This is a genomic window from Proteus sp. G2626 (assembly GCF_009915985.1).
Lineage (GTDB): Bacteria > Pseudomonadota > Gammaproteobacteria > Enterobacterales > Enterobacteriaceae > Proteus > Proteus vulgaris.
The window spans coordinates 53,719-67,852 of sequence record NZ_JAABNH010000009.1 but is presented as its reverse complement, the minus strand read 5'-3'; the positions used below and the strand labels follow the sequence as shown (position 1 = coordinate 67,852).

Below are 14,134 nucleotides of genomic sequence, written 5' to 3'. Positions count from 1 at the left end.
ACCCACCTATTTTTTATCTTAGAATAAACAAAAAAATAAAGGTGGGGTATTAATAAAACGATATTAGGATTATCTCGACTTAATTAGTCTTTTAATTTATCCAACATCGCGGTCACCATTAAACTTGATTGTTCTGCGGCAACAGATAAAAATTCATCAAAGCTTAAATGCGATTCTTTATCAGCTACATCAGAAATAGCGCGAACTACAACGAATGGTGTGTCGAACTGATGGCAAACATGACCAATCGCGGTGGATTCCATTTCTACGGCAGCAACATCTGGGAATGTACGTCGAATGCGCGCTAAAGGCTCTGCACCATTAATAAAGGCATCACCACTACAAATTAAACCACGAACAGCATTTAATTTTAGCGACTCAATACACTCTTCTGCGATGCTAATAAGTTTAGGATCTGCAATAAAAGCAGGCGGACATTGTGCCATTTGACCTGGTTCATAACCAAACGCAGTCACATCTGCATCGTGATAGCGAACTTCTGTTGAAACAACGATATCACCGACATTTAATCTTGAGTCTAAGCCACCCGCAGAGCCAGTATTGATAACGACATCAGGGCGAAAATGCTCAAGCAATAAGGTTGTACCAATCGCAGCCGCAACTTTACCAATACCTGATTTTAATAATGCAACATCAACACCGTTGATTGTGCCTGTATAGATTTCACAACCGCCACGAGATAAGATTTGGCAATCTTCAATTTTCTCACGCAGAAGTGTGACTTCTTGCTCCATTGCACCTATTACGCCAACTCTCATTGTGTCATACTCACTTGTAGGTTAATAATAAATAGAGTTTAACATCTATCGGAAAAACACGATATAACACAAAGAATAGAGAATTCGTTTCATCGAAACCAGAAAGAGGACAGAAATGATCGATTTTAAGCTGAAGTTAAATTATCAACGCAAATATAACAGCAGTGATATCGATATTAACGATGAAATACAGGTTTCTCGTCAATTTGAAAGTGATCGTGGCCGCATTATTAACTCAGCTGCCATTCGACGTTTACAACAAAAAACACAAGTCTTTCCTTTAGAGCAAAATTCAGCAGTCCGTAGCCGTCTTACTCACTCTCTTGAAGTTCAGCAAATTGGTCGTTATATCGCTAAGCAAATTATCGGTGAATTAAAAAAGCAAAATAAGCTGGAAGTGTATGGCTTAATTGATCGCATCGATAGCCTTGAAAGTTTAATTGAGATGGCGTGCTTAATGCACGATATTGGTAATCCACCTTTTGGGCATTTTGGTGAAGCTGCTATTAAGCATTGGTTTGAAAAAGTATTATCACCAGAGGCGACAGCAGAATTCGATAGTTGCCCGTTTATCCCAATGCAGTATTCAGCAAAAGTGCAATTAAATGAATTACGACAAATTTTACGCCAAGATTTATGCCAATTTGAAGGCAATGCTCAAGCTATTCGAATGGCGCATCATCTTCTTAAATTGAATTTAACCTATGCTCAAATTGGCTGTGTATTAAAATATACTCGTCCTGCTTATTGGCAAGGAGAAATCCCCAAAGAATATAGCTATTTAATGAAAAAACCGGGGTATTACTGGTCTGAATTAGCTTTCGTAAAAGAAGTGCAAGAAAAATTAGATATGGATGAATTTTGTCGCTTTCCTCTCACATATATTATGGAAGCTGCCGACGATATCTCATATTGCATTGCAGATTTAGATGATGCGGTAGAAAAGGGGATTTTTGATATTAATCGTCTGGTTCATTTATTACGTGATGCGTGGCGTGAAAATGGTGATGTAACTGAAGGTGATTTATTCGATATAACCGTTAATCGAGCTTATAAAAAAGTCGACCAAAATGAAGCAAAACGCAGTATGCAAGATCAGTTTTTTATGTACTTGCGAGTTTATATTACAGGAAAGTTAGTCCCTTATACCGCACATCGTTTTATAAAAAATCTTCCTCAAGTTTATGAGGGACGTTTTAATCATGCTTTGTTGGAAGGAAATAGTGCTGAACATCGTTTATTGACGACATTAAAAAATGTGGCTAAGAAATGGGTATTTAGCCACCCTGAAGTAGAAGAGCTAGAAATGAAAGGGTATCGCGTGATCAGTGGATTACTCGATATCTATAAACCTTTATTGTTATTATCAACTGAAGATTTTTTAAGATTGCATAAATATAATGAACATCCTAAATATGTTATTGAGACGCGTTTATATCATAAGCTTTCTGTTAAACATAAACTGGCATATAACGAAATGTTAGAAAAGCTAAATGATATAAATACGGAAAGAGGTAAAATCTTAGAGTTTTATTATCGGACAAGATTAATTCAAGATTATATCAGTGGAATGACTGATCATTATGCTTATGAAGAATATAGAAAATTAATGGTTTGTGATTGATTTGTAATCATTAAGAGAAAAGCTATCTAATTGATTGGTGTTAACTTTTAGAATTTTCCTAGTGATAATAAAGATTTATTAAAATAACAGAAAATAGATGTTATTAATTGTAAATATATTCAATATAAAAGTTATATATAATATTTGTTAGTTATAGAACAATATAAAATTCATAAAACGAGTGCCTTAGGTTGTTATCATTAAAAGATTTCTCAAATTAACAAAAATATTGCTTATATCAGTTAAGTAAATAACTTGTTCGATGTTATACTCTTCCCATGTTTTCTTTTGAAATGCATAGTCATTCATGTCACGCTGAAAAACGTACAGCGTATTCTAAAACGGCGTCATTTCACTGTTAATCTGTTATTGATACTTAATTTAATACTATGGTGCAGTTTTATTCCCCTAAAAAACGCCCTGTGAAAAAACAGGCAACAACGTTGGAAGTGACCGCCAGCGCACTAGATGCAAATGGTCAAGGTATTGCTCATGTTGAGGGCAAAACGATTTTTGTCAAAGGATTACTCCCACAAGAAACTGCTCGAATTCGTTTAACAGAAGAAAAGCGCCAGTTTGCGAAAGGTGAGGTTATTAAGCGTTTAACGACCAGCGAACAACGTATCACACCTTATTGTGAGTATTATGCGCGCTGTGGTGGTTGTCAGCAGCAACATGTGCCAATTACATTACAACGAACAACAAAAGCGAGTGTGTTATCGCACCTTATTAAGCGTGAAACCGGTGTCCTGATTTCAGCTGAGCCTGTGATTGCAGGCTCTGAATATGGTTATCGTCGTAGAGCAAGATTGGGATTACGCTATCAACCTGAAAAAGGGTTGGTAATGGGCTTTCGGCAAGAGCGCTCGAACGACTTGGTAATGATAAAAAAATGCCCTGTGTTAAAACCACAGCTAAATGATTTATTAACACCTCTTTGGGAGTGCCTCAAGCAGTTATCAGCAGTGCGTGATTTAGGGCATGTTGAAATGGTGCTCGCTGATAATGGGCCGTTAGTGATTTTACGCCATTTATCACCATTGCCAGAGTGTGATAAACAGAGTTTGCGTGATTTCTCTCAAACTCATCAAGTTACGATGTATCTTGCAGGTGATAATAGCGAGATAGCACGATTAACTTCAATTGAGAAGGAACCCTTCTATCAAATAGAAGGTCTTAATTTACGTTTTGCACCCACTGATTTTATTCAAGTGAATGATGAAATAAATCCTAAGATGGTTGCTCAAGCCATTGAGTGGCTTGATTTATCACTAGAAGATCGCGTATTAGATCTGTTTTGTGGTATGGGGAATTTTACTTTACCTATCGCGAAACGTGTTAGTGAAGTAGTGGGTATCGAAGGTGTGCCCGCATTAGTTGAAATGGCGAAACAGAATGCAAAACTAAACCAATTAGGTAATGCGCATTTTTGGCATGCAGATTTATCGGCTGATTTTTCTGCGATGTCGTGGTCGAAAGAAGGATTTAACAAAGTGTTGTTAGATCCAGCAAGAGCAGGGGCTTTGGAGGTAATGTCACATATTGTGAAGTTATCCGCAGAAAAAATTGTGTATGTCTCCTGTAATCCGACCACGTTAGCCAGAGATAGTAAGATATTATTAGATTCTGGATATCAGCTAACCGGTTTAAAAATGTTGGATATGTTTCCACAAACGGGTCATCTGGAATCAATGGCACTATTTAGTCGAAAATAAACAGTTAGCCAGTAATAAGTCGCAAATAAGATTTATACCGTGTAGGGAGAGAATATGGTTGCAGTAAGAAGTGCTCACTTAACACCTGCAGGCGAGTTTGCTGTTGATAAATGGGTCAACAGTTTGAACTTAACCCATGCCAATGCAGGTAGTGAAATCATGCAAGCCTGGGAATACTGCCATCGTACTGTTCAAGGGCGTGAAGATGCCGAACTGTTATTGTGGCGTGGTATTGAAATGGTTGAGCTTCTTTCGACACTAAGCATGGATAAAGACAGCATGAGGGCAGCGCTCCTTTTCCCGCTTGCTGAAGAAAATCTTATTGATCAGGAAGTCGTTACTGAACATTTTGGCGATGCTATTTGGAGCTTAGTGCGAGGTGTTATGGAAATGGATGCCATACGCCAATTAAAAGCGACACATACCAATGAAACAAGTTCGGTTCAGGTGGATAATGTACGTCGTATGTTGTTATCCATGGTGGAAGATTTCCGTTGTGTGGTCATCAAACTTTCAGAGCGTATTGCCCATTTACGTGAAGTGAAAGATGCCACAGAAGATGAGCGCGTACTGGCGGCCAAAGAGTGTTTTAATATTTACGCGCCATTAGCCAACCGATTGGGTATTGGCCAATTAAAATGGGAATTAGAAGATTTTTGTTTCCGCTATCTTCATCCTGATGAATACAAAAAAATAGCAAGCTTGCTTCATGAGCGCCGTATTGATCGCGAACAGTACATTGATAATTTTGTCAGTACAGTACGCGGTTATATGAAGGAAGAGAATGTCGATGTAGATATCTATGGACGTCCCAAACACATCTATAGTATTTGGCGTAAAATGAAGAAAAAGAATCTCGCATTTGATGAGTTATTTGATGTGAGAGCGGTACGTATCGTCGTTGAACGGCTTCAAGACTGCTATGCGGCATTAGGGATTGTGCATACTCATTTCCGCCATTTGCCTGATGAATTTGATGATTATGTTGCAAATCCAAAACCTAATGGCTATCAATCTATTCATACCGTTGTGTTAGGGCCTGAAGGCAAAACGGTTGAGATCCAAATTCGTACTCGCCAAATGCATGAAGATGCAGAATTGGGTGTGGCTGCGCACTGGAAATATAAAGAAGGTGCAACTGGCGCTGCGACGAAAGGCGGTACAGGCAGTTATGAAAACCGTATTGCATGGTTACGTAAACTGATTGCATGGCAAGAGGAGATGGCAGATTCTGGCGAAATGTTGGATGAAGTCCGTAGCCAAGTCTTTGATGATAGGGTTTACGTCTTTACACCAAAAGGTGATGTAGTTGATTTACCAGCAGGCTCAACACCACTTGATTTTGCTTATCATATTCATAGTGATGTAGGGCACCGCTGTATTGGGGCGAAAATTGGTGGACGTATTGTGCCATTTAGCTATCAGTTACAGATGGGCGATCAAATTGAAATCATCACGCAAAAACATCCTAACCCAAGTCGCGATTGGTTAAATCCTAACTTAGGTTATGTCACCACAAGTCGTGGGCGTGCGAAAATTCACAATTGGTTCCGTAAGCAAGATCGCGATAAAAATATTCTTGCGGGGCGTCAGATTTTAGATAACGAATTGGCACATATGGATATCAACATGAAAGAAGCAGAAAAACTGCTGATTGCGCGTTATAACGTGCATAGTGTTGATGAAGTATTAGCTGGTATTGGTGTCGGTGATATCAGAATTAACCAGTTAGTGAACTTTATTCAAAGTAAATTAAATAAAGCCACTGCGGAAGATGAAGATAAAGAAGCATTACGGACACTAGAGAGTAAAACACCAGCACCAAGAAACACAGGCTCAGGGAGTAGTATTGTTGTCGAAGGTGTGGGTAACTTAATGCACCATATAGCACGCTGTTGCCAACCTATTCCAGGTGACAATATTGTTGGTTTTATTACTAAAGGACGAGGTATTTCGATTCACCGAGCAGACTGTGAGCAACTTGCTGAACTGCTTTCTCATGCACCAGAACGTATCGTTGATGCTGTATGGGGAGAAAATTACTCTAGTGGTTATTCATTAGTCGTTCGTGTTGTTGCTAATGATCGAAGTGGATTATTGCGCGATATCACCACTATTTTAGCGAATGAAAAAGTTAATGTGCTAGGCGTTAGTAGCCGTAGTGATGTGAAGCAACAAATTGCGACAATCGACATGAATATTGAGATTTATAATCTCCAAGTATTAGGTCGTATTTTGGCAAAACTTAATCAGTTGCCTGATGTGATAGAAGCGAAACGCTTTTCTCACTAAAATATGAAAATGATAAGATGCCGAGACAACTGTTCTCGGCATTTTTTTATCTAAAAATGTGTTAAACAGGATAACGCTCACTCTTATTTAAAAGGCTATGTGATGTCAGAAAATCGTGAAATCTTTCGTTTATTAGAAATTATGGCGCAACTACGTGATCCTAATACTGGATGTGAATGGGATAAAGTGCAGACTTTTGACACTATCGCACCTTATACCTTAGAAGAAACGTATGAGGTGTTAGATGCTATTACTCGTAAAGATTTTGCTGATTTAAAAGAAGAGTTAGGCGATTTGCTTTATCAAGTTGTTTTTTATTCAAGAATGGCGCAAGAGCAAAAGTTATTTGATTTTAATGATGTTTGTGAAGCCATTAGTAATAAGCTAGAACGTCGTCATCCTCATATTTTTGCCTCCGAAAGCGAAAATAATTTATCAACGGAAAAACATCGCTGGGAAAAACTTAAAGCGCAAGAGCGTGAGGCTAAAGCACAATTTTCATTATTAGATGATATTCCTGCCACATTACCCGCTTTGATGAAAGCAGAAAAAATTCAGAAACGATGTGCTTCTGTTGGATTTGATTGGAATGAACTTGAACCTGTTTTAGGTAAAGTGTTTGAGGAAATTGATGAAGTGATGGCTGAAGTGAAAAAAACACCTCAAGATGCGTCTAAAATTGAAGATGAATTGGGTGATTTATTATTTTCAGTTGTAAATTTATCTCGGCATTTAAAACAAAAACCAGAACAAGCATTAAATCGAGCATGCCGTAAATTTGAACAACGCTTTCGCTTTGTTGAAAAAACGCTCTCGGAAGATGGCATAGGCATAGAAAATGCTTCATTGGAAGAGATGGAGATCTGTTGGCAGAAAGCAAAGAAACAACAGATTGAGTGAATTGTGACACGCAAATTAACGCCAGCGTGACATAAAATGCGATAAAAATAGTCTATAACATCTCGTTTTTTCAGCCATTTTTATAAAAAATTTTAAAAAGCGAACTTATAAAAGTTAATTTCGTTTTTTTGTTTTTAGATGATTTTAAATATCGAGATTACATTTTATTGCATTAAAAGTGTGATTAACCTCAAAAAAATTAAACGCATGATCAGAAGCAAAATATCGCGCTAGAAACCTGCTACACTTAATATCGTGAAAAAAATAAAGCATCTCTTCTGTAAAAGTGATATCTTAGCTGAAAGGATTAAGCTAAGATGCTTGAGAAATATTTTCACGGGTTTAGTTTATTGAATTTTTACTGTTTTTTCGTGTTTAAACGGATAAGTGGCGTGATGAAAAAGAACTTTATACTACTAAGAATGTTTGTAGCGAAAATAAGGTTCGGGTATACTGTGTTCCCGTCCAGTTATATCCATCATCCTAATACACCTAAACTTTCAGGTTCAGCATGAAAACGAATTATATTTTTGTGACCGGCGGGGTCGTATCCTCTCTGGGTAAAGGCATTGCCGCAGCCTCTTTGGCGGCTATACTCGAAGCCCGTGGACTCAATGTCACCATGATGAAGTTGGATCCGTATATCAACGTCGATCCAGGTACTATGAGCCCAATTCAGCACGGGGAAGTCTTCGTCACTGACGATGGTGCTGAAACTGATCTCGACTTAGGACACTATGAGCGTTTCATTCGCACGAAAATGACTCGTCGTAATAACTTTACGACTGGTCGCGTATACTCTGAAGTATTACGCAAAGAGCGCCGTGGTGACTACCTTGGGGCTACAATTCAAGTTATTCCTCATATCACTAATGAAATCAAAGAACGCATCATCCGTGGTGGCGAAGGCCATGATGTCGTTTTAGTTGAAGTCGGCGGGACTGTTGGTGATATCGAATCTTTACCTTTCTTAGAAGCGATTCGCCAAATGGCAGCAGAAGTGGGTCGTGAGCACACATTCTACCTGCATTTAACGTTGGTGCCTTATTTAGCCGCTTCAGGTGAAGTGAAAACCAAGCCAACACAGCACTCTGTAAAAGAATTACTGTCAATCGGTATTCAACCTGATGCGTTGATTTGCCGTTCAGACCGCGTTATTCCTGCTAATGAACGTGCAAAAATTGCGCTGTTCTGTAATGTACCAGAGAAAGCGGTTATTTCATTAAAAGACGTTGATTCCATTTATAAAATCCCTGCACTATTGAAATCTCAGGGATTAGATGATTATATCTGTAAACGATTCAGCTTGGATTGCCCAATTGCAAATCTTGCAGAGTGGGAACAAGTTATTTATGAAGAAGCTAACCCTGAAGGCGAAGTAACCATCGGTATGGTTGGTAAATATGTTGAATTACCAGATGCCTATAAATCAGTGATTGAAGCCTTAAAACATGGTGGTTTCAAAAGCCGTGTTGCTGTAAATATCAAACTCATTGATTCACAAGATGTTGAAACCCGTGGCGTAGAAATGCTTAAAGGGTTAGATGCAATTTTAGTACCAGGTGGTTTTGGTGAACGTGGTATTGAGGGCAAGATTATGGCTGCTCAATATGCACGTGAAAATAAAATCCCTTACTTAGGCATTTGCTTAGGTATGCAGGTTGCTATGATTGAATTTGCACGTAATGTTGTTGGTATGGAGGGTGCGAACTCCACTGAATTTGCACCAGATTGTAAATATCCAGTTATCGCATTAATTACCGAATGGCGCGATGAAGACGGCAACATTGAAGTACGCTCAGATGAGAGTGATTTAGGTGGCACGATGCGCCTCGGTGCTCAGCCTTGCCATTTAAGTGGTGATAGCTTAGTACGTACACTGTATGGAAAAAACACCATTACAGAGCGCCATCGTCATCGTTATGAAGTAAATAATCTACTTTTAAAACGTATCGAAGATGCGGGTTTACGTATTGCAGGTCGTTCAGTAGATAACAAGCTGGTGGAAATTATTGAAAATCCAAACCATCCTTGGTTTGTTGCTTGTCAATTCCACCCAGAGTTTACCTCAACGCCGCGTGACGGCCATCCGTTATTTGCAGGCTTTGTGAAAGCAGCCTTTGATAACCAAAAAGGTTTGCTGAAATAGGATATATGAGAAGAGATAGGGTATCTCTTCTCGGAAATTTAACTTGTACAGAGGAAAACCGAATGTCCAAAATCGTTAAAGTACTTGGTCGTGAAATTATTGATTCTCGTGGCAACCCAACTGTTGAAGCTGAAGTTCATTTAGAAGGTGGTTTTGTTGGTATGGCGGCTGCTCCATCAGGCGCATCAACAGGTTCTCGTGAAGCATTAGAATTACGTGATGGTGATAAATCACGTTTCTTAGGTAAGGGTGTTCTGAAAGCGGTTGCAGCTGTTAATGGCCCAATCGCTAAAGCTATCCTTGGCCAAGATGCAAAAGACCAAGCTAACATCGATAAAATCATGATCGATTTAGATGGTACTGAAAACAAATCAAACTTTGGTGCAAACGCAATCCTAGCGGTTTCTTTAGCAAACGCAAAAGCAGCTGCTGCTGCAAAAGGTATGCCTTTGTACGAGCACATTTCTGATCTGAACGGTACTCACGGTCAATACTCTATGCCTCTGCCAATGATGAACATCATCAATGGTGGTGAGCACGCAGATAACAACGTTGATATCCAAGAATTCATGATCCAACCTGTTGGTGCACCGACTCTGAAAGAAGCTGTGCGTATGGGTTCAGAAATCTTCCATCACTTAGCAAAAGTGCTGAAAGCAAAAGGTATGAACACTGCAGTGGGTGACGAAGGTGGTTATGCACCAAACTTAGAATCTAACGCTGCTGCATTAGCTGCTATCAAAGAAGCCGTTGAGAAAGCAGGTTACGTTTTAGGTAAAGACGTTACTCTGGCTATGGACTGTGCAGCTTCTGAGTTCTACAACAGTGAAACGGGTAACTACGAACTGAAAGGCGAAGGCAAAACCTTCACTTCACAAGAGTTCACTCATTACTTAGAAGAACTAACTAAACAATACCCAATCGTTTCTATCGAAGATGGTTTAAATGAATCTGACTGGGATGGTTTCGCATACCAAACTAAAGTTCTTGGTGACAAAATCCAACTGGTTGGTGACGACCTGTTTGTAACTAACACTAAGATCCTGAAAGAAGGTATCGACAAAGGTATCGCTAACTCAATTCTGATCAAATTCAACCAAATCGGTTCACTGACAGAAACGTTAGCAGCAATCAAAATGGCGAAAGATGCAGGCTACACAGCTGTTATTTCTCACCGTTCTGGTGAAACAGAAGATGCAACTATCGCTGACTTAGCAGTTGGTACAGCTGCTGGTCAAATCAAAACGGGTTCTATGAGCCGTTCTGACCGTGTTGCTAAATACAACCAACTGATCCGTATCGAAGAAGCATTAGGTAACAAAGCGCCTTTCAATGGTCTGAAAGAAGTTAAAGGCCAAGCATAATCTTGTATCTTTGATTAAAAAATCTTATTAATTATAAAGAGGCGAACCTTGTGTTCGCCTCTTTTTTTTGGATTTTTTTATAGGAAAAAAGAATATTTATTCTGGAGCACTTTGAAAAAGTGTGACGTGTAAGAGGAAATAGTGTTCAATTATTACTCTTTTATTAATAAATTGGTTAATTCTCGTGGATGAGATCCCAATTATACGTTTTGCACATTTTCAATGGTGCGAAATGTTTTTATATTTCACATATAACCTATTTCGTTAACAATTATGGCTTAGTGAACCTAATGTTCATATCAGCTAATGTGGAGTATTATCAATGGACGCGTCCAATTTAGCCCCATCGGCGAAATCAAGCCCGATAAACAAACGAGGGTTAATTATTCTGGCAATCGATGTCGTTTTATTATTACTTTTGCTTGAATTTTTACCTTATGATCCGAAGGCCAATGCAGGTTTAGCATTAATGGTGTTTGTGGGAGTGTTATGGCTAACTGAAGCTGTTCACGTTACGATCACAGCATTATTTATTCCTATTTTAGCCGTCGTACTTGGGCTAATGAATACAAATGAGTCATTAAAATCATTTGCGAATCCTATTATTTTCTTGTTCTTCGGTGGATTTGCTTTAGCAACGGCGCTTCATATTCAAGGGCTAGACCGCTTAATTGCTAACCGTTTATTAATGATTGCAAAAGGTAAACTCTCAATTGCGGTATTGTTGTTATTTGGTGTCACTGCATTATTGTCAATGTGGATCAGTAACACTGCAACAGCAGCAATGATGTTACCTTTAGTGTTAGGTATCTTATCTAACTTAGATATTCGTTCAGAACGTAATACTTTTGTATTCGTATTATTAGGTGTTGCTTACAGTGCGAGTATTGGTGGTTTAGGTACGTTAGTAGGAAGCCCGCCAAATGCGATTGCAGCAGCTCAATTAAACTTAGATTTCATTACGTGGATGAAGTACGGTGTCCCAATCATGCTGGTATTATTACCTATCATGTTTATCGTGATGTATCTGATGTTACGTCCTAACTTAAAACATAAGTTTGACCTGAAATTAGAAGTCTTAGAGTGGAATAACAAACGTGTTATTACCATGATCATCTTCTTAGTTACTGTATTTTGCTGGATCTTCAGTTCTTTCATTAGCAGTGCTTTTGGTGGTGTGAAAGATTTGGATACCGTGATTGCTGTAAGCGCAGCAATTGTTATCGGTGTGACAGGGGTAGCAAGTTGGAGCCAAATTCAAGAGAACACAGAGTGGGGTGTATTAATGCTGTTTGGTGGTGGTTTAACACTGAGCGCAATTCTACAATCTTCTGGTGCAAGTTTGGTGATGGCTGACTTTATGAAAAATACCTTTGGTAATAGCCATTGGTTCGTGATTATTCTTGCAGTAACGACCTTTATTATTGTGTTAACTGAATTTACCAGTAATACGGCGAGTGCGGCGTTATTAGTGCCAATCTTCGCCACAGTAGCTCAAGCATTAGGTATGCCAGTTATGGCATTAACAATGATTATTGGTATCGGTGCATCATGTGCGTTTATGTTACCTGTTGCAACACCACCAAATGCGATTGTCTTTGGCTCCGGTTATATTAAACAGACAGAGATGGTGCGAGTCGGTGGGGTGCTTAACCTAGTTTGTATTTTAGTTATCTCTCTGTTTGCTTGGTTCTTCTGGCTGTAGTTAATACACCAAATTAATCTAAATAGAGCGCTTGATAGTCATATCAGGCGCTTTTTTATTGCCTACATCTTGTTATTCTTTGAATTGACGTTGTTAAGGCCATAGAGATCGCTTTAGAAAATAAATCAAGCAAGGGGGGAATGGCATGATTTGTCTTAGTCATAAAAAACCATCAATATTAAGACCAAAGATGTCATAACATTGATGGCTTTAATCAATATAGAATATAAATTAGCTATTTTGTGTAAAGTGTAAGTTGTGTACCCGGTTTTAACATTTTAATGTCTGAGTTCCAACTCATTAATAATTTAAGGTTAATACCGTGGCGACGAGCGATGCTGTAATAAGAATCTCCCTGTCGAACTTTGTAATAACTCGGAGACGGTTTTGTCGGTTTTGTTACCGTGCTATTACTGATACTACCTGCATTATGAATTTTTAATGTTTGTCCTACTAATAGGGTGCTTTTTGCATTTAATCCATTAATACGTTGTAAGTCTTTTATGCTCATATTGTAGCGACGAGCAATAGCGTAAAATGAATCCCCAGAGCGAACTTTATAAATACCTTCTTGCTTAATAGACTGATTTGTTTTGGCAACAGCTAAACGAATAGTCTCTAATACCGCTTCATCTGCAAAAGCATTACGGAATTGCTCAAGCTTATTTCGAGGCAACATAATGACATGAGGGCCATTTGGTGCGGTTATTCCTCGTTTATAGCCAGGGTTATAATCTTTCACTGTATTTATAGGTAACTGGCTTAATTCAGCAACTTTATTTAACGTGATTTGTTCGCCGACATCAAATGAGGCCAATGCTTTATCGCGATAGTTACTTTTTGGAAAAGTAATATTTTGTTCGTTTTCACGAATAACTTTACTTAATGCGAGAATTTTCGGTACATAATTCATCGTTTCTTTAGGTAAAGAAAGAGACCAATAATCTGTTGGTAAGTTTTTACTTTCATTTGCCTTTATTGCTTGCATAACACGGCCTTCACCAGCGTTATAAGCAGCAAGGGCAAGTGCCCAATCACTATCAAACATTACATACAGGCGTTCAAGTAAATCAAGTGCAGCTTTGGTTGACGCCATGACATCACGACGGCCGTCATACCATTGGTTTTGTGCCAAACCATAGTAATTACCGGTTATTGGAACAAATTGCCATAAACCAGCTGCATTTGCAGATGAGGTAACATGGGGATTAAAGGCACTTTCAACAACAGGAACGAGAGCAAGTTCCATCGGTAATTCACGTTTTTCAATTTCATCAATAATTGAATACATATAAGGTTCAGCGCGAGAAGCTACGCTCTGTATATGTTTGGGATTATTTAAAAAATACAACTCTTGCTGCGAGATCCTTTCATTTTCGGGGAGTTCCATTTTCAATTCACTTACCACATAACCCCATAAATTGGTTTTTACATCATATTGAGGTTGGTGAGAAGTTGAAGTCCCTTTCGTTGATAGTGGTGTGATCGCAGACAAATTAGGTTTAATGTTCTCAGATTGCTGGCAACCCGCCAATAGCAATATGGAGAACAAAATCGCTTTTGTCTTCATAATAGAAAAATTCATCCTGTGTGTTTTTTGAACCAA

Annotated in this window: 9 protein-coding genes; 7 read left to right on the top strand and 2 right to left on the bottom strand. The window is 38.6% G+C overall.

Annotation, left to right across the window (positions count from 1 at the left end; genetic code table 11):
* Positions 1 to 83: 83 nt before the first annotated feature.
* On the bottom strand, positions 84 to 779 hold the full coding sequence (gene mtnN, locus GWJ05_RS04765) for a 5'-methylthioadenosine/S-adenosylhomocysteine nucleosidase (protein WP_036932734.1): 696 nt from the start codon (positions 777 to 779) through the stop codon (positions 84 to 86).
* A gap of 115 nt (positions 780 to 894) precedes the next feature.
* On the opposite strand from mtnN, the gene dgt reads away from it, so the two are divergent.
* The 7 genes from dgt to GWJ05_RS04730 all read left to right on the top strand — a co-directional run bounded on the left by dgt (position 895) and on the right by GWJ05_RS04730 (position 12,528).
* On the top strand, positions 895 to 2,403 hold the full coding sequence (dgt, locus tag GWJ05_RS04760; protein ID WP_036932733.1) for a dGTPase: 1,509 nt from the start codon (positions 895 to 897) through the stop codon (positions 2,401 to 2,403).
* Between the two features lie 389 nt (positions 2,404 to 2,792).
* Positions 2,793 to 4,118: a 23S rRNA (uracil(1939)-C(5))-methyltransferase RlmD gene (gene rlmD / locus GWJ05_RS04755; RefSeq protein ID WP_036932732.1), complete on the top strand. Its 1,326-nt coding sequence runs from the start codon at positions 2,793 to 2,795 to the stop codon at positions 4,116 to 4,118.
* Between the two features lie 54 nt (positions 4,119 to 4,172).
* Positions 4,173 to 6,410, top strand: a complete 2,238-nt coding sequence (gene relA / locus GWJ05_RS04750; RefSeq protein WP_036932731.1) for a GTP diphosphokinase — start codon at positions 4,173 to 4,175, stop codon at positions 6,408 to 6,410.
* A 102-nt stretch (positions 6,411 to 6,512) separates the two neighbouring features.
* Entirely contained in the window at positions 6,513 to 7,310 is a 798-nt protein-coding gene (mazG, locus tag GWJ05_RS04745; RefSeq protein ID WP_087803017.1) for a nucleoside triphosphate pyrophosphohydrolase, read from the top strand.
* A 511-nt stretch (positions 7,311 to 7,821) separates the two neighbouring features.
* Positions 7,822 to 9,459, top strand: a complete 1,638-nt coding sequence (pyrG, locus tag GWJ05_RS04740; RefSeq protein ID WP_036932724.1) for a glutamine hydrolyzing CTP synthase — start codon at positions 7,822 to 7,824, stop codon at positions 9,457 to 9,459.
* 62 nt (positions 9,460 to 9,521) lie between these two features.
* Positions 9,522 to 10,823 (top strand): phosphopyruvate hydratase, encoded by a 1,302-nt coding sequence (gene eno / locus GWJ05_RS04735; RefSeq protein ID WP_036932722.1) that lies wholly within the window; start codon positions 9,522 to 9,524, stop codon positions 10,821 to 10,823.
* A gap of 322 nt (positions 10,824 to 11,145) precedes the next feature.
* On the top strand, positions 11,146 to 12,528 hold the full coding sequence (locus tag GWJ05_RS04730) for an SLC13 family permease (RefSeq protein WP_036932720.1): 1,383 nt from the start codon (positions 11,146 to 11,148) through the stop codon (positions 12,526 to 12,528).
* Positions 12,529 to 12,763: 235 nt separating this feature from the next.
* On the opposite strand, the gene mltD is transcribed toward GWJ05_RS04730, so the two are convergent.
* The gene (gene mltD / locus GWJ05_RS04725; protein ID WP_036932719.1) at positions 12,764 to 14,098 is read right to left on the bottom strand and encodes a murein transglycosylase D; all 1,335 of its coding nucleotides are present in this window, start codon (positions 14,096 to 14,098) and stop codon (positions 12,764 to 12,766) included.
* Between the last annotated feature and the right edge of the window lie 36 nt (positions 14,099 to 14,134).